Here is a 19171-nt window from a genome sequence, read left to right as displayed (position 1 = left end):
ATACACCTCGGAATATGGAATTTAACTTTGGGATTTTCACCTATGTATTTAATTTTTGATACCGAAACTACCGGTTTGCCCCGTAATTGGGCGGCACCGATATCCGATACCGACAATTGGCCTCGTTGTATACAAATAGCATGGCAATTGCACGATGCTATGGGTAATCTGATAGAACATCAGGATTATTTGGTCCGGCCGGAAGGGTTTAATATTCCCTATGATGCCGAAAGAATCCACGGAATTTCAACCGAATTGGCGCAAGCCCAAGGTATTCCTTTGTCGGAAGTGCTTGAAAAATTCAATACGGCTTTGTCTAAAGCCAAATTCATAGTCGGACAAAATGTAGGTTTCGATGTCAACATCATGGGTTGTGAATTTTACCGTTTGGGCGTCAATTCTCCAATGGCAACCTTACCGGTTTTGGATACTTGTACCGAAGTCACAGCCGAATTACTCAAACTACCCGGCGGACGTGGCGGCAAGTTTAAATTACCCACGCTAACCGAGTTACATAGTTATCTTTTCAATGTGCCGTTTGCCGAAGCACACAATGCGACAGCCGACGTTGAAGCCACAACACGTTGTTTCTTAGAGCTCATCAGACGCGAGGTTTTTACCAAAGAAGAGCTCGACGTTCCGGCTGATTATTTCCGAGAATTCGGCGAAAAAAATCCGAAGGAAATTCAGCTCATAGGATTGCAACACATCAACTTGAAGCAAGCTTCGGAAGCCATCAGAAAGCAACTGCAAGCCCAAGAAGTCGTTACACCAACCCAACATGAAGAGCAAGTACATCATGATATCACAGACGTTCAGTTTGTGCACTTACACAACCATACGCAATTCTCCGTATTACAGTCTACCATCAGTGTAAAAGATTTGGTGAATGCTGCCGTTCAAAACAAAATGCCGGCAGTGGCCATGACAGACCACGCCAATTTAATGGGTGCGTTTCATTTTGTACGCGATATTATTTCGCACAACAAATCGGCGCAAGCCAAAAACAAACAAGCTGAAGAAAACGGCGAAAACCCAACAGAAACTATCGTAAAACCTATAGTAGGATGCGAGTTTTATGTGTGTGATGATTTAAAAGACAAATCGCGCAAAGACAACGGTTACCAGATTGTCTTTTTGGCTAAAACCAAAAAAGGGTATCACAATTTGGCCAAATTATCCTCTATCGCTTACACCGAAGGGTTTTATTATGTGCCTCGAATTGACAAGAAAGTCATCCAAGAATACAAAGAAGATATTATTGTCCTTTCCGGAAATCTCTACGGAGAAATTCCGAGTAAAGTTTTGAATATAGGTGAAAACCAAGCCGAAGAAGCGCTTATTTGGTGGAAAGCACAATTCGGGGAGGATTTCTACATCGAGTTGATGCGCCACAATCAAGAAGATGAAAATAGGGTGAATGCCTCGCTCATTTCTTTGGCCAAAAAACACGGCGTACAAACGGTGGCCACCAACAACGTTTTCTACATCAATAAAGAAGATGCCAATGCTCACGATATTTTATTGTGTGTGCGAGACGGCGAAAAACAATCAACGCCTATAGGTCGCGGTCGCGGTTATCGCTACGGTTTTAACAATCAGGAATACTATTTCAAATCGAGTAACGAAATGAAAAAGCTCTTCCATGATTTGCCGGAAGCCATTGTCACCACTGAAGAAATTGTCAATAAGATAGAAATATACGATTTGTCGCGAGAAGTGCTCTTGCCAAAATTCGATATCCCGGAGGAATTTGTAGTGTCCGAAGACGCCCTCGACGGCGGTAAACGCGGGGAAAACAAATACTTGGCGTATCTGACTTTCGAAGGTGCTAAAAAGCGTTATGGCGAAATCACACCGGAAATTCAGGAGCGCTTGGACTTCGAACTAAAGACCATCGAAAACACAGGATATCCGGGTTACTTTTTGATTGTACAAGATTTTATAGCGGCTGCCCGCCAAATGGACGTTTCGGTTGGTCCGGGTCGTGGTTCCGCAGCAGGTTCCGTGGTAGCGTATTGTCTTGGCATAACCAACATCGATCCGTTGCTGTACGATTTGCTTTTTGAGCGGTTTCTTAACCCTGATCGTGTGTCGATGCCCGATATTGATATCGACTTTGATGATGAAGGACGAAGTCGTGTTATGGATTATGTAATCAACAAATACGGTTCGAAACAAGTAGCGCAAATTATTACTTATGGAACGATGGCGGCCAAATCCTCAGTCCGTGATACCGCGCGTGTATTGGATTTGCCATTATTTGAAGCTGATAAAATCGCTAAATTGATTCCGACGACTCTGAATCTGGCTAAAATCTTCACCCTCGATAACGACAAACTCAAAGCGGCGCTCAGAGCCGAAGAATATGACAAAGTCAAAGAGTTGATTGAATTGGCCAACGGCAACGACTTAGGCAGTGAAACCATTCAGCAAGCCAAAATTTTAGAAGGCAATTTGCGCAATACCGGAATTCACGCCTGTGGTGTAATTATTACGCCGGATGATATTACGAATTTCGTTCCGGTAGCCACGGCTAAGGATTCGGATTTGTATGTCACGCAGTTTGACAACTCGGTGGTTGAAAGTGCCGGTTTGCTTAAAATGGACTTCCTGGGGTTGAAAACCCTAACACTGATTAAAGATACCGTAAAATTAGTAAAATACAGAACCGGGATAGAACTCGATCCGGATGCGTTTCCGATAGATGATGTCAAAACGTACGAGTTGTTTCAACGTGGAGAAACGGTTGGAATTTTCCAATACGAGTCGCCCGGGATGCAAAAATACCTCAAAGATTTAAAGCCAACGGTATTCGGTGATTTGATTGCCATGAACGCACTCTATCGTCCGGGACCGCTGGAATACATTCCTTCTTTCGTTCGACGTAAAAATGGCGAAGAGGAAATTGTCTACGACCTTGAAGCCTGCGAAGAATATTTAAAAGACACTTACGGGATTACCGTTTACCAAGAGCAGGTAATGCTTTTGTCGCAAAAACTCGCCAATTTCTCCAAAGGTGATGCCGACGTACTGCGTAAAGCCATGGGGAAAAAGCAAAAAGATGTTTTGGACAAAATGAAATCCAAGTTCATCGATCAAGCGGTGGCGAACGGTCATGATGCTGAAAAATTGGAGAAAATTTGGAAAGACTGGGAGGCGTTTGCGCAATATGCTTTCAATAAATCGCACTCTACTTGTTATGCTTGGATTGCCTACCAAACGGCTTATTTAAAAGCGCATTATCCGGCCGAATATATGGCAGCGGTATTGTCTAATAATATGAACGATATCAAGCAAGTATCATTCTTTATGGAAGAATGTAAGCGAATGGGCTTGCAAGTACTCGGTCCCGATGTGAATGAAAGTTACTATAAGTTTACTGTAAACGAAAACTATGCGGTGCGTTTCGGAATGGGCGCCATCAAAGGCGTCGGAATGGGCGCTGTACAAACTATAGTTGAAAATCGTAAAGAAGGCAATTATAAATCGATTTTTGATTTGGCCAAACGCATTGATTTGCGCGCTGCTAATAAAAAAGCCTTCGAAAACTTAGCCTTAGCCGGTGGTTTCGATTGTTTCAGCGATACACATAGAGCGCAATATTTCCACACTGATGGCGATAACATTACGTTTTACGAAAAAGCCATGCGTTATGGTGCCAAGTTTCAGGAAAACGAAAACTCTTCGCAAGTCAGTCTTTTCGGCGATGCCAGCGATGTACAAATAGCCGAACCAACCGTTCCGCCTTGTGAGGAATGGAGTACCATGGAAAAGTTGGCCAAAGAGAAAGAAGTAGTAGGGATTTACATTTCCGGTCATCCGCTGGACGATTTTAAATTTGAGATGAAATACTTCTGCAACAGCAAATTAGAGAATTTAAAAAATCTGAATAATTTTGTAGGCAAGACGCTCACTTTCGCCGGAATCGTGACCAATGTGCAATACAAAACCGCCAAAAACGGCAAAGATTGGGCGATGTTTACCTTAGAAGGTTACGATGAAAGTCACGAATTCAGGATCTTTGATGAGGAGTATCTCAAGTTCCGCCATTTCTTGGTAAACAACCAGTTTGTGTATTTTAAAGTTACTGTAAAGGACGGTTGGGTCAACCGCGAAACCGGCAAAAAATCGGATCCGCGAATTCAATTCATGGATGTAAAACAGTTGCAAGATGTATTGCCGCAATTTGCCAAAAAGCTAAGTATCCAAATGGACATTCATGAGCTGCAAACGGAATTTATCCATCAACTCAACCAATTGTTTACAACCAATAAAGGAGATCATACCGTAACGTTTGAAGTGATGGAGTTTGAAAAAGTACTCAAACCTATCGAACCGTTACCCAAAGTTGTGGTTGACGAGGAATTAATCGCAGATTCCGATAACCCTGAAGAAGTTGTGATGGATATTCCGGTGGTAGAAGAACAAGTACAAATAGCCACGCGAATTTCATTGCCAAGTCGCAAATTGAAAATCCGCATTTCCAACGAATTGTTGACGGAGTTAGAAAAAATGAACGTCAAATTCAGCCTTAACTAACAAATCAATTCTGGTAATGCTTTGATAGCCAAAACTGATTTTTTTAACATTTAATAATCAAATAAATTGCCTAATTTTGGCAACAAATAATAAAGTAATTTAAAAATATACAATATGGCTTTAGCAATTACAGATGCTACTTTTGAAGAGGTAGTATTAAAAGCAGACAAACCGGTAGTAGTTGATTTTTGGGCGGCTTGGTGTGGACCTTGTCGTATGGTTGGACCGGTAATTGATGAAATTTCCTCAGAATACGAAGGCAAAGCAGTAGTAGGTAAAGTGGATGTAGATGCCAATCAGGAATTCGCTGCCAAATACGGTGTGCGTAACATTCCAACGGTTTTGGTGTTCCAAAACGGTGAAGTGGTTGGTCGTCAAGTAGGCGTTGCGCCTAAAAAAACCTACACCGACGCTATCGACGCTTTGTTGTAAAATACCATGAAAAAGAAAACTGAGGTCTAACGAAAGTTAGGCCTTTTTTATTTTCAGGAGCTCAGCATTGGCAGTGTTTGGGAAAAGTCGTCCCGCTGTCCGCGCTACACGGTAGCTTGCTCCCATCGGGGCTATAGTCACGTTTAGCATTTTTTTAGCAATGCTTTCTAAGCAATTTCAAATTTCAAATCCTTATATTTGACTTATGAAGATTGAAGCACAAAAAGAACTCGTTTCCGGATTCAAGCATTTGGAATTGCTGGCCAACCAAGTGGTAGAAGGCTTTATTTCGGGGATGCACAAATCGCCTTTTCACGGATTTTCCGCTGAGTTTGCCGAACATAAAGTGTATAATACCGGCGAAAGCACCAAACACATCGATTGGAAATTATTCGCCAAAACCGATCGTTTGTACACTAAACGATTCGAAGAAGAGACCAATTTACGTTGTCATTTAATTATCGACAACTCATCTTCCATGCATTATCCCAAATTAAAGGCGAATGAGTCGTTTTACCATAACAAAATCGGTTTTTCAGTATTGGCTTCGGCAGTCTTAATGAACCTGCTTAAAAAGCAGCGTGATGCTGTTGGCCTTAGTGTGTATTCGGATACTTACGAATATTACGCGCCCGAAAAAGGCAGTGATCGACACCATCGAATGATTTTGAATAAGTTAGAAGATTTATTGGAAAATCCAAAACAGGCCAAAAGCACGGATACGGTGACCTATTTACACCAAATAGCCGAGAAAATGCACCGCCGTTCGATGATTATCTTGTTTACAGATATGTTTGATCCTAACGCTAATGACGGCAAATCCGAGGCGTTGTTCAATGCATTACAGCATTTGAAACACGACAAGCATCGGGTAGTGGTTTTTCATGTCATCGATAAGCAAACCGAAATCAACTTCAATTTCGACAATGCGCCGCGCAAATTCATCGATTTGGAAACAGGTGAGCAGATTAATATTTTCGCCGACAGCATCAAAGAAGCCTACGAGGAAAAGGTAGCGGCTTATTTTAAATCCTTGGCTTTAACCTGTGCGCAAAATAAAATCAAGTACGTTCCTGTGGCGGTTGAAGAAAGTTTTGAAAAAATTTTAACGACATACTTAGTTGAAAAACAATTGTTTGGTTAGCCTGTCAAAAGAGAATTGATTTTTTTAGCAAAAAAAAGTTGCAGAATAGAAAATCAGTTGTATATTTGCAACCGCAATTAAGCGATGGTTTGGTAGTTCAGTTGGTTAGAATACATGCCTGTCACGCATGGGGTCGCGGGTTCGAGTCCCGTCCAGACCGCTAAAATTGGGAAAGGATTTCAGAAATGAAATCCTTTTTTGCCCAAAATAGGTTTTTAAAAAATCTAGTTTAGGTTCCAAAAAAGCATTTAAGATTAGTTGTGTTGTTTCGCTACGACTTTGTAACTCGTAGCAGGTTTAGTAGTTAGACCAATGAAAAGCTTTCCCTTTTTTAGGGATGGCTTTTTTGCTTTATAACACTTGTAGTTTTTCATCTTCCTCTTTAAAAAGTTCCTTTTTCAGCTGTAATTCATTGGAATTTTGTACATTGCGTCGTCTTTTTTTAAAAGTAAAGGACAACATCAATCAAAAAACCAACCAATGAAAAAACAACTACTCACTTTTATCTTATTTTTTGCGAGTTCTTTATTAGTGGCGCAAAGTTTTAACCAGCCCAGCATATACAACAATGTCTGTGATGACAACAATGATGGTATTGCTGCTTTTTGGTTAGGAGAAATCTCTTTTGAAATCCTAGGGAATTTAAACACCCAAGATTATTCGATTTCACATCATGAGACTCAATTTGATGCCGCTACAGGTACAAATGCTCTTAGTAGTCCGTACACAAATATTTTACCTTATCAGCAAACGCTGTTTGCCAGAATTGTGACCAATGCAACAGGAGATGTTTCAATTATAGGTTATCCATTAAATGTTAATCCGGCGCCATCAAACCCTACAGTTTCCATAACCAATTGTGCTAATACAACTACGAGTTTTCCTTGTTGGGATTTGACAAGTGTTCAAGCCCAAATTGCACAAGGAGCAACTGCTTCGATAGTTACTTTTTTCACTTCTCAGGCTGATGCCTTCAGTAATGTTGCTCAAATTGCCAATCCAAGTTGTTACGTCAGTCCTTCCGCTTCACCGGTTAATCCACCGGTGTATTACAGGGTTGAAAATGCTGTCACCGGATGTTTTGCTGTTGGAGTTGTCGAATTAATAACTATTGATTGTGGCGGTGGTAATACTTGTAATCCACCTATTTCATTTCAAGCCAGTTCAAACGATTTAACTTCGTTGGTATTGAGTTGGACAAATGACGGAAGCACGACACAATCTTCTATTGTTGTTTTACCTGCTGGGAGTCCACCACCTACTAACAACACAACTGCTTTTTATGCCGCCACTAGCCCGTATGTTATAACCGGATTGTCTTGTGGGACTACTTATGATGTTTACATCAGAACTTTTTGTAATTCTGCTAATTTGAGTAGTTGGGTTTCTCAAACGGTTGCTACTTTAGGTTGTCCGATTGAAGCCGGACAACCGACAGATTTAAGACAATGTGCAGGAAGTAATGGTCAGGCTTGTTTTAACTTAAACCAAAACGATGTTTTTATTATCAATACTTTAAATCCTGCAGAATATACGGTTACTTACCATAATTCTCAGGCTGATGCTGCTAATGATGTTAGTCCTTTGGCATCGCCATATTGTACCGCAACTTCGCAAGCTGTATTTGCCCGTTTGGAAAACAATGCTACACAAGAATTTCAAATTTTCGGTTTTTCAGTAATGGTAGAAACTTTTACGCAAGTTGCTACACCTTTAAATAGTATACAACAGTGTGACGACAACAATGATGGTTTTGTGACTTTCGATTTGACTACTGTTCAAGCACAAATTAACAGCACCAATCCTTTGCAGTATTACCCTAGTTTGGCTAACGCCCAAAATCAGGTAGTGCCGTTTACCAATCCTTCGGTATTAAACATCAGTGTTCAGAATCAAATTACCAATGTTTTTGTCAGAGAGATAGTGGCAGATGGATGTGACAACATCTATTCTTTCCAGATTCAAGCTTTTGCTAATTGTAATGTGGCTTACACCTGTTCTCAGGCTAATTCACTTTGTAACTCGCTTGGAGCAGTATTTCAAAACACTACTAATATGTCTTCAACAGGAACTTATGGTTGTTTGAATACTTCGCCTAACCAAACTTGGTTTTATTTGCCTGTAAGTCAGGCTGGAACTATTAATCTTTTAATCCAACAAAGCACCAGTCCGACTATTTCATCAGCTAACTTAGATGCTGACTATGTAGTTTTTGGTCCATTCTCCGATCCGGTAACACCTTGCAATGGTCAGTTAACACCGAATTTTATAGTAAGTTGCAGTTACTCAGCATCGGCTACTGAAAATGTAGTTATTAATAATGCAGTTCCTGGCCAATATTATTTGTTGATGGTTACTAATTTCAGTAACCAATCAGGATACATTAAAATTTCAGAAGTAACCGGCTCAACCGGTGCAATAGATTGCTCAGGCTTGCGCTTGAATGCCTTTTTGGATGTAAACAATAACGGAACGCAAGACAATGGCGAACAAAATTTCCCTCTAGGACAGTTTACTTATGAAATCAACAATAGCGGTAATGTACACAACGTAGTGTCGCCTACAGGTTATTATAATATTTATGACACCAATGGTAATAACTCTTATGACATCAGTTACGCCATCGATCCCAACTATACAGCTTCTTATGGAATTACAACAGCGTCTTACAGCAACATTCAAGTTGTTATCGGAGGCGGTTTGCAAACCTATAACTTCCCTATCACTATAACACAACCATATAATGATTTGGCAGTACACATCATTCCTGTGAATGCACCAAGACCCGGTTTTACTTATATGAATAAAATCGTGTATACCAATAATGGTAACCAAACCATCACATCCGGAACGGTAACCTTTAATCATGATCCTTTGGTTGCAATAGTAACTAATACACAAACAGGAACAAGTCCGATAACTAATGGCTTTACGTATAATTTCAGCAATTTATTGCCGTTTGAGTCGAGAGAAATGATTGTGACCCTACAAGTGCCCACCATACCAACCGTTGCTTTAGGTGGTTTATTGACCAATACAGCTTCTATCGTTCCGTTAACCGGTGATGTAGTGCCGGAAAATAACTCGGCTGTTAATACCCAAATTATCATTGGGGCTTATGATCCGAATGACAAAATGGAAGCACATGGGGAAAGAATTCTCTACACAGCTTTCTCAACCAATGATTATCTGACTTACACCATTCGTTTTGAAAACACCGGAACGGCCAATGCAGAGAATGTTAGAGTGAATGATATTTTAGACGCCGGTTTAGATGCTAACACCATTCGTATGGTCAGCGCTAGTCATTCTTATGTAATGGATAGGGTTGGGAACCAAGTTAATTGGATTTTTGAAGACATTCAATTGCCGCCATCAGTGGCCAACACCAACATCGGAAAAGGCTATATCACTTTCCAAATCAAACCTTTGTCGGGCTTCGCCGTGGGCGATATTATACCCAATACAGCTTCGATTTACTTCGACTTTAATCCGCCAATTATTACCAATACTTTCAATACTGAATTTGTGCAGCAATTAGGTGTAGATGAATTTGAAAACAACGACTTTGTGTTTTACCCAAATCCTGTATCCGATTGGCTGACCATCAGTGTTCGAGGTAATGCAAACATTGCGGGTGTTACAGTATATGATATATTGGGTAAAATGGTATTCACCCAACAAGTTTCCAACTTGTCCACTCAAACCATAGATTTGTCTGCTGTTTCAAAAGGCATGTATTTGGTTGAGGTGACTACCGACACCAACCATAAAGTCATCAAAAAATTGATTGTAGACTAATTATACCCTCTTCAATAGTAAAGCCTTCTCTTGAGAAGGCTTTCTTTTTTGGGCAAAGCTTAGCTTGGTGAATATAATTTCTTATTTTTGAAACTGTTAATCGATTCAATTCATACATGAAAAGAGCTCTGGCTTTAGCATTACTAACCGTTTGTTTTTCTTGCCAATATTTGGAGAAGAAAGTGCCTTCCGAACAAGAATTGCTTGAGCAACAACTGAAAGAAATCAATTGGAAAGAAGTGGATGAATATCCATCGGTTAGCGATTGTGAAACCCTGACAGATGCCAATCTGCGCAAGCAATGTTTCTTCGATTTTTTAACGGCTACTATTGAACAAAAACTGGCTGTTGATACCTTGGCAACGATGTTTCCTAAATTGGATACCATCGAAGTGAGAGTCACTGTTTTACCTGATGCTACTTTAGAATTTAAACCCGAATTTCCTAAAGATTCTGTGGCTTACGATACCATTAAAATCGACAGTATATTGCGTGCCCGCTTAGTTGATTTTCCCAAAGTAAATCCGGCGATTAAAAGAGGTATACCGGTAAAAACACAGTTTGTCCTTCCGGTAATTATCAAGCAAGAATAGGTTTAAGTTTAGCGAGAGACTAGAATTTATCGGCTAAATTTTCTGCCTTTCCAAGAGAAACCTCCGAATAAAGAATACATCCCAACTAAGCTGGCGTAAAATGGATAAACCGCAGCGGAAGCTAATGGTAAAAGCCATCGGCCTTTGCGTAAGTATCGGTTGGCCTTGTATAACAGGGCATAATCTACTAAGTACTTAGCCGAAAACACACCTAACCAAATACTTGCCTCCAAACAATCACAAACCACAAACCACAAACCAACAACCAAACCTAAATTCATCAAGAATACTAACACTGCCAGAAGCTTTGCATAAGTACTTTGGTAGCCTGTCGTTTTACTTGCCCAACGAACCCGTTGTTGGAAGAAATTAAACAAATCATTTTCGGGTTTGGTTTTGACAATGTTTTGCGAGTGTTTTAAATAGTGCACTTTTTCAGGGGAATGATTTACCGCTTTTTGCAGCAAAAAGACATCGTCGCCACTTGCCCTGTTTTGGTTGCCGTTAAAACCGTCTAACTCGGTAAAGAACTTTTTAGTATAGGCCAAATTGGCGCCATTACACATAAAGGGTTTGCCAAGCCCAAAACTTCCGATGGTGGTGCCTTGTAAACTCAATAAATCCAGTTGCTGAAACTGATGGAACCAATTGTTTTTGGTAGTATAAGTCACTGCCCCGATGATCATTTCCGGTTGGTGATTTTGTATGTATTCGTCTATTGTTAACAACCAATTTTTGGGTACGGTACAATCGGCATCCGTGGTGATAATCCAATTGTGTTTTACGATGGGAATTGCGCGGGCTATAGCATCTTTTTTGGGAGAATCGGTTAACCGTAAATTCTCCAATAATGTTGTATCTATGGTGTCGTATTCCATGCGCCAACGGATACAAATTCGCTCTGAAAGATCGGTCGAAAAATCATCTACCATGATAATCTCTATCAACTCATGCGGGTAATTCAGTTTGGAGAAAGACGCCAATAGTTTCGGAAGATTTCTCGCTTCGTTACGAAACGGGACTATAATGGTGAATGCCGTTTTAGGCGCTGCCGCTGCAAAGGTTTTAAAAGATTTGACTTTGTTGTAGCCCAAAATCAATTGAACCATCAGGACAACATAAAGGGCTAAAATCAAATACAAGATTATGGTAAAGATTTCCATTTCGGTTTAAATTTTAAGACAAAATAACTGCCTATTACTACCGGTAAAACTACATTCAAAAACCACATTAGTGTGGCAATAAAAACTACTACCCATTCGTTTACACCCAATTTTTCAAAGAAAAAGAGCGCAACGCTTCCCTTAACCGCAAAGTCTAAAAATTGAAAACTCGGCAATGACGACGCTAAAAAATACACCGTAGCTATCGAAGCCATTAAGGTTAGATAAGGTAAATCTACATCAAAAGCGAGAAATAAAAAATAATATTGGTGGGAAAAAACCAAGTAGCGACCAACCGCTAACAGCATATTTTTACGATGAATCTTTTTTGGGATTTCATTGATTTTTGTCAGTAGCTTTTCGATGGAATATCCTTTGATTTTAATGGATTTGGTTAAAAAAGACAAACCGATAAACAGTAGGCAAATGCCAATAATGGTCAAAACCCAGAAGTTATATCCCAAAACCCATAATCCAATTGTTCCGAATAATATCGTTATAATCATTTGAATGCCGTTACAAATCAAATTGAGGAATATGATTTTTTTGGTTTTCTTTTGCTCGAAATACAATGCTTTTCCGGCATATTCTCCCAATCCGTTAGGGGTAAAAATTCCGGCCGTTAAAGCACTAAGCACTTGTTTGGCAGATTCACCTGTAGTAATAGGATGAATGAAAGCAACTAAATTTTGCCACTTTAATATTTCCAAATACCGATTGGCTACACTAAAAGAAAACAAGAATAACAAACCTGAAATGCTCCATTTTCGATCAAGCAATTCAAAGAATTTTTTCCAATTTAATTGGTCATTATTGTGAAGTTCGCTGTATATAAAGTAAAACGAAAGCAACACTATAATCAGCTTTACGGCTGTTATAAAGGCTTTGTTTTGTAATACTTTTTTCATTTCACAAAGTAACGGATATCCTGAAAAGATTCCAATGAAAAATAAAATGGTATAAACTTGAATCTAATAAATTGATTTACAAAAAATAATATATTTTTACGGTCTATAAAAAACTAACAAACCAAACTCAAAAAACTAACAATTAGTAATGAAAAAAATTACCATTTTATTCTTGTTGTTGCACAGCATTGGCTTTGCCCAACAAACTTCATGGGAAAAGGTATCAGCGCAGAATTTGACACCGTTAAAGCAAGTGGAGCGCTCTAATTTTCCAAAAGATTTTAAACTTTTTGCTACTGAAATCAGTACTTTAAAGTCGGCCTTGCAAACGGCTCCAAATCGTTTAACTTCGAGTCAATCCAATACCGTTGTGACCATCCCTAATGTAAACGGCGGCGTTGAAAGATTTCAAATGTTTGAGTTTTCCAACTTTGCTCCCGAATTACAGGCTCAATTTCCTAACATCAGATCTTATATTGGTGTTGGAGTTGATGACAAAAAAGCGCAAATTCGATTGAGTATAGATGATTCCGGTATGCAAGCCATGATTTTCAGAACCGACAAAAGAAATGAATTTATAGAACCTTATTCAACTGATGGTTCGGTTTATGCCGTTTATGAATCCAGCCGTGAAAAAGGAGCTTTACCATTTACTTGTTCAACAGTTGACAGTTCCGTTGCCCACAGTTTGCAAAGACAACAAAATGTGCAAACGCCTATGTCAAGTTCGGGTGAATTGTTGTTGTTCCGATTAGCTTTGTCTTGTAATGCCGAGTACACAACATATTTCGGCGGAACAGTAGCCGGTGCTTTAGCCGCTATGAATGCTACTATGACACGTGTGAATGGTGTTTTTGAAAAAGACTTGTCTATCCACATGAACATTATCGCCAACAATAACTTGGTGATTTTTACCAATGCTTCTACAGACCCATATACTACTATGGGTAACTGGAATGGTCAGTTGCAAACTACATTGTCCAACATTATTGGAGAAGATAATTATGATATTGGTCACATGTTTGGTTCAACCGGTGGTGGCGGAAATGCCGGATGTATCGGTTGTGTTTGTGAAGATGGCAGTAAAGGAAGCGGTATTACTTCTCCTTCTAATGGTGTACCGATGGGAGATACCTTCGACATTGATTATGTAGCGCACGAAATGGGTCACCAGTTTGGTGGGAACCACACCTTTTCCCACAATGTGGAAGGTTCGGGCGTGAATGTAGAACCGGGTTCAGGATCAACCATTATGGGTTATGCCGGAATTACTACTCGTGACGTACAGCCTAACTCAGATGATTACTTTGTTTACGCCTCGATAAAGCAAATTCAAGACAATATGTTTGGCAAAACCTGTCCTACCAGAGTGACTTTATCCAATATTACACCGTTAGTTAATGCCGGTCTAGATTATACGATTCCGAAAAGTACGCCTTTTGTATTAACCGGAACGGCTTCGGACGGTAATGGAGATGCTCTGACCTATTGCTGGGAGCAAAACGATACCGCTACTACACAAACAGGCGCTGCCAGTGCGGCTTCTGCAACTAAAACGGGTGGACCCAATTGGCGTTCTTATGATCCCGTTTCTTCTCCGCAACGCTATTTCCCGACTTTGGCTCGCGTCGTAGCAAACCAATCTACAACACAAGGAACGGATATTGTTGTAGAAGCGTTGAGTTCTGTTGCCAGAACTTTAAATTTTGTCTTAACCGTTAGAGATAATTTTGCCGGTTCAGGACAAACCAATTCTGATGATATGACGGTTACTGTAGATGCTGTGGCCGGGCCTTTTTTAGTTTCAACGCCTAATACCGCTGTAAGTTGGGCAGTAGGTTCTAACCAAACTGTGACTTGGGATGTTGCCGGTACTACGGCCAATGGAGTTAATGCTCAATATGTAGATGTTTTCCTTTCTACTGACGGTGGATTTACTTATCCGATACAATTGGCCAGTAAAGTGCCGAATGACGGTTCCGAAGTGATTACTGTTCCTAATAATGTTGGTACTACTAACCGTATTATGGTAAAAGGATACAAACATATTTTTTATGATATTTCTAATGCTAACTTTTCTATTGTAGCACCAGCGGTTGATTTTGCTATAGCCTATAATGGAGTAGCAGAGCAACAAAACAAACAAATTTGCACCGGAAGTTCTGTTTCTTATACGATTCCATATACTGCTTTTGGCGGATTTAACGGAACAGTGAATTTAGCACTTTCAGGGCAACCTGCCGGAACTACAGGAACTTTCTCTCCCGGTACTGTTTCAGCCAACGGAAACGTTATTCTAACCATTAACAATACTGGCGCTGCTACACCGGGTTTTTATGCCATGACAGTAACAGCTACTTCAGGTTCGATTACTAAAACGGCTCCTTTTTACTTGGAGTTGTTCAATGCAAATTTCCCAACCCAAACACTAACTTATCCTGCTCATTTGCAAACAGGAATTCCAACTACTTTAACGTTAACTTGGCCGGCAAATGCGAATGCCACAGCTTACGATGTTCAAGTGGCCACCGATGATAATTTCACCAATATTGTAGCTTCAGCTACCGTTACTACTAATTCTTATGATGTAACAGGTTTGGCGGATGCTACCAACTATGTTTGGAGAGTATTGCCGAAAAATAATGCTTGTGTAGGGAATTATAGTACAGCCAATTTATTTAAAACCGGATTACCTGATTGTACGGTTTTCACTTCAACTAATGTGCCTATTACTATTCCAACTACGGCAAACGTAACGGTAAATTCAACTTTAAACGTTGCCTCAACCAATACAATTTCAGATGTAAATGTAACTGTAAACATAAGCCACACTTGGGTGAACGACATGACGATTACCTTAATCAGTCCAACCGGTACACAAGTGCAATTAGTGGCTCAGCCGTGTGTAAGTGATAGTTTATTGAATATCAATGCCACTTTTGATGATTCAGGAACTGCTTTAGTTTGTCAAACCAATCCTGCTATCAGCGGAACTATACAACCGTTCCAATCGTTATCGGCTTTCAACGGGCAAAACATGAACGGGACTTGGACTTTAAGAGTGTTAGATTCTTTCAATCAAGATGGTGGAACTATTAATAGCTGGAGTTTAAGATTGTGCAGTACAACCGCTGTGCCGTTAAGTGTTGAGGAAAGTTCTATTTCAGCGTTCAGTTTGTATCCGAACCCAAACAACGGAGATTTCAATATCCAATTCAATTCAACGTCTAACGAACCTATCGAGTTAGCGATTTTTGATATCAGAGGAAGACAGATTTACCAAAATGTTTATACCAATAACGGATTCTTCAATGAAAATCTTCAGTTGGCTAATTTACAATCAGGCGTTTACTTGGTGAAAGTGAAAGACGGTAAAAATGAGCTTACCAAAAAATTCATCAAACAATAATTGAATAAGTATCCAGATAAGAAAGGTCGTTTTTTAAACGGCCTTTTTTTATGGAAAGCTTCATTTTGTTTCCTATTTTTACCAAACAAAAACTATAGATTTTGGGCAACGAACGCATCATATTAGGCATTGACCCCGGAACGACCATTATGGGATTCGGATTAATTAAAGTGATTAACAAGAAGATGGAATTTCTTCAGTTAAACGAATTGATACTGAGCAAGTATGATGATCATTACACTAAATTGAAGGTCATTTTTGAACGTACTATTGAACTCATTGAAACCCATCATCCGGATGAAATTGCCATTGAAGCGCCATTTTTCGGGAAGAATGTACAGTCGATGTTAAAGTTAGGAAGGGCACAAGGCGTTGCCATGGCGGCCGGTTTGTCGCGTCAAATTCCCATTACCGAATACGAGCCAAAAAAAATCAAAATGGCCATCACCGGCAACGGAAACGCCAGCAAAGAGCAAGTTGCCAAAATGCTGCAACAATTGTTAGGCTTAAAAGAATTGCCAAAGAATCTGGATTCTACCGATGGTTTAGCGGCTGCGGTTTGCCATTTTTTCAACTCCGGAAAAGTTACCGTCGGAAAAAACTATAGCGGCTGGGATGCTTTTGTAAAACAGAATGAAAATAGAGTGACTAAATAATTTTTGTAAAAAAAACCACATTTTTTTAGAGTTATTAAAAAAATTATATATTTATACTTTAACTCTTTAAACCAACCTTTTATGAAAATGATTAAAATCGTAAGCTCCTTTATGCTTATTCTTGCATTTGCTTCATGTTCCTCTGATAGTGGCGGAAGTTCTTCTGATGAAGCCAGTATGTCTGTCAACGGAACAAATGTTGTCTTAAGTTCGCCTATCGTTCAAAGAGGCGAAGATACTTTTGTAATGACTGCCGATCTTCCTAATGATGAATCATTGCAAATTGAATTTAACAAATACGGCAACTTAGGAGAGTTTAGTTATTGGCAAGAATTTGAGGTTTTTAAAACCTATGAACATTATAAATCAAACTATTTTACGTTTAACCTTATTTCGGTTAATGAAAATACCAGAAGGGTTAAGGTTTCTTTCTCAGGTACACTTTATGCAGATGAAAACGATCTGAATTCTGATACAAGACAAGTTAGCGGTACTTTTGATTTGCCGTACTTGGTTACTACACCATTATTGAACGGATTGGGGTTGAAATGTAAAATTGGAAGCAATGACTGGTATGAAACTTCATTTTGGGACAATGGCTTTGGTAATATTGATAGAAAATTTATCAGTGACGATGAAAACCAAATTATCATGAAATTTGTTGACGAAGATATCTCCACTGGAACGTACACCTTTACAACAAGCAGCATGAATAAAATGCAATTGGCAAAATTTAATACTACTACACTCTCATACACTGAATACAATACAACAGGAACGGTAACAGTAACGTCCAATTCGTTTCCGCTGTTTGGTATTCGTGTCATCGAAGGCACCTTTAGTTTAACGGCTACCAATCCATCCAATTCGGCTGATGTGATTCAGGTGACTAACGGTAGTTTTAAAACCAATTTCTAAATACAAAGTCTTATAGATTGAATATATTTGCCAGACTTATGTCTGGCATTTATATTCATATTCCATTCTGCAAACAAGCTTGTCATTACTGCGACTTCCACTTTTCGACTTCCCTGAAGAAGAAAGACGAAATGGTTGCGGCTTTGGCGAACGAAATCGCCATGCGAAAAGACGAGTTTAAGGATGAGGTTGTGGAAACCATTTACTTTGGTGGTGGCACTCCCAGTATATTGGAGATTGCTGATTTAAGATGGTTGATTGAGGAAGTGTTTCAGCATTATAATGTTACTGAAAATCCCGAAATTACGGTTGAAGCCAATCCCGATGATTTATCCGAAGAACGTATTATCGCCTTGTCGCAAAACAAAGTCAATCGATTAAGTATCGGAATCCAATCGTTTTTTGAAGACGATTTAAAGCTGATGAATCGCGCGCACAATGTAGTGGAAGCCAAGCAATGCCTGGAAATTGCCACAAAGTATTTCGACAACATTACCATCGATTTGATTTACGGGATGCCCGAAATGAGCCGCGAAAAATGGCTGCAAAACATTCAAACGGCCTTGTCGTTTAACATTCCGCACATTTCGAGTTACGCTTTGACCGTTGAACCAAAGACTGCCTTACATCAATTCATTCAAAAAGGGGTGATTGCTCCGCTGGATGACGATTTGGCGCAAGAGCATTTTCATTTGTTGGTCGACACTTTGGAAGAACACGGTTTCATACATTACGAACTGTCTAATTTTGGGAAAGAAGGCTATTTCTCCAAAAATAATTCGAGTTATTGGCTGGGCAAAAAGTACCTCGGCATCGGACCTTCGGCGCATAGTTATGACGGAGAAAAGCGTGGTTGGAACATTGCCAACAATTCGCTTTACCTGAAATCATTGGCCAATAACGAATTGCCGATTGAAATCGAAACCTTAACCAAAACCGACCGTTACAACGAATATATCATGACCGGTTTGCGCACCATTTGGGGTGTTTCTTTGGATAGAATCGAAAACGAATTCGGTGTCAACTATCGTAATTATTTACAACAACATGCCGCCAAATACCTAGAAGACCATTTGCTTTTTGTAGACGATAACATTATCCGAACCACCAAAAGAGGGAAGTTTTTAAGTGACGGAATTGCGTCCGATTTATTTTTGCTAAATTTGGAATGATATAACCGCAAAGAGCGCAAAAGAGATAAGCAAAGAACGCCAAGAAGATTATGACAGAAAATGAATTGTCTAAAGTTGTATTTGATTGTGCTTTAAAAGTTCACCAAGCATTAGGTCCCGGGCTCTTAGAAAGCGCATATGAAGAGTGTTTGTTTCATGAGTTAAAAAAAAATGGTTTAGATGTTCAGAAGCAAAAAGCACTTCCGCTTGTTTATGAAGAGGTTAAGCTCGATGTTGGTTATAGAATTGATATTATTGTAGAAAACAAATTGATTATAGAAGTTAAATCTGTTGAGACATTGAATGATGTTCATTTTGCACAACTCTTAACCTATTTGAAATTGACAAATTGTAAGTTAGGATTGCTAATCAATTTTAATGTATTATTAATAAAAAACGGAATAAAAAGAATTGTAAATAATCTTTAATCCCT

General features: G+C 39.4%; 12 protein-coding genes and 1 tRNA gene. 11 read left to right on the top strand and 2 right to left on the bottom strand.

Features of this window, described 5'->3' with window-relative positions:
* Positions 1-42: 42 nt before the first annotated feature.
* The 6 genes from dnaE (at position 43) to SK086_RS00725 (ending at position 10512) form a co-directional block, all read left to right on the top strand.
* Positions 43-4542, top strand: a complete 4500-nt coding sequence (dnaE, locus tag SK086_RS00750) for a DNA polymerase III subunit alpha (protein ID WP_324689006.1) — start codon at positions 43-45, stop codon at positions 4540-4542.
* A gap of 114 nt (positions 4543-4656) precedes the next feature.
* Positions 4657-4974, top strand: coding sequence for a thioredoxin (gene trxA, locus SK086_RS00745; RefSeq protein WP_295337453.1), 318 nt, complete (start codon positions 4657-4659; stop codon positions 4972-4974).
* Between the two features lie 205 nt (positions 4975-5179).
* On the top strand, positions 5180-6118 hold the full coding sequence (locus SK086_RS00740; RefSeq protein WP_324689001.1) for a DUF58 domain-containing protein: 939 nt from the start codon (positions 5180-5182) through the stop codon (positions 6116-6118).
* 86 nt (positions 6119-6204) lie between these two features.
* Positions 6205-6278: transfer RNA gene (locus SK086_RS00735), tRNA-Asp, on the top strand.
* Between the two features lie 320 nt (positions 6279-6598).
* Complete coding sequence (locus SK086_RS00730) at positions 6599-9919, top strand: T9SS type A sorting domain-containing protein (RefSeq protein ID WP_324688999.1); 3321 nt, start codon at positions 6599-6601, stop codon at positions 9917-9919.
* A gap of 116 nt (positions 9920-10035) precedes the next feature.
* On the top strand, positions 10036-10512 hold the full coding sequence (locus tag SK086_RS00725) for a hypothetical protein (RefSeq protein ID WP_290875411.1): 477 nt from the start codon (positions 10036-10038) through the stop codon (positions 10510-10512).
* A 26-nt stretch (positions 10513-10538) separates the two neighbouring features.
* Here the strand turns inward: SK086_RS00725 and SK086_RS00720 are convergent, their stop codons facing one another.
* A complete protein-coding gene (locus SK086_RS00720; RefSeq protein ID WP_324688996.1) occupies positions 10539-11675 on the bottom strand; it encodes a glycosyltransferase family 2 protein in 1137 nt (378 codons plus the stop codon).
* A complete protein-coding gene (locus SK086_RS00715; RefSeq protein ID WP_324688994.1) occupies positions 11657-12583 on the bottom strand; it encodes a hypothetical protein in 927 nt (308 codons plus the stop codon). The genes SK086_RS00720 and SK086_RS00715 overlap by 19 nt, the downstream gene beginning before the upstream one ends.
* A 148-nt stretch (positions 12584-12731) precedes the next feature.
* Between SK086_RS00715 and SK086_RS00710 the strand changes: the two genes are divergently transcribed.
* The 5 genes from SK086_RS00710 to SK086_RS00690 all read left to right on the top strand — a co-directional run bounded on the left by SK086_RS00710 (position 12732) and on the right by SK086_RS00690 (position 19166).
* A complete protein-coding gene (locus tag SK086_RS00710; RefSeq protein ID WP_324688992.1) occupies positions 12732-15992 on the top strand; it encodes a zinc-dependent metalloprotease in 3261 nt (1086 codons plus the stop codon).
* 101 nt (positions 15993-16093) lie between these two features.
* Positions 16094-16648, top strand: a complete 555-nt coding sequence (gene ruvC / locus SK086_RS00705) for a crossover junction endodeoxyribonuclease RuvC (RefSeq protein WP_324688990.1) — start codon at positions 16094-16096, stop codon at positions 16646-16648.
* 81 nt (positions 16649-16729) lie between these two features.
* Positions 16730-17566, top strand: a complete 837-nt coding sequence (locus tag SK086_RS00700; RefSeq protein ID WP_324688988.1) for a DUF6252 family protein — start codon at positions 16730-16732, stop codon at positions 17564-17566.
* 38 nt (positions 17567-17604) lie between these two features.
* A complete protein-coding gene (hemW, locus tag SK086_RS00695) occupies positions 17605-18738 on the top strand; it encodes a radical SAM family heme chaperone HemW (protein ID WP_324688986.1) in 1134 nt (377 codons plus the stop codon).
* A 50-nt stretch (positions 18739-18788) separates the two neighbouring features.
* Positions 18789-19166, top strand: a complete 378-nt coding sequence (locus tag SK086_RS00690; protein WP_324688984.1) for a GxxExxY protein — start codon at positions 18789-18791, stop codon at positions 19164-19166.
* The last annotated feature ends 5 nt before the right edge of the window (positions 19167-19171 follow it).

Origin of the sequence: Flavobacterium cheonhonense (assembly GCF_035671315.1) — a bacterium.
GTDB lineage: Bacteria > Bacteroidota > Bacteroidia > Flavobacteriales > Flavobacteriaceae > Flavobacterium > Flavobacterium cheonhonense.
Note: the sequence above shows the minus strand (reverse complement) of the source record. Positions and strands in the feature narration are given on the sequence as shown.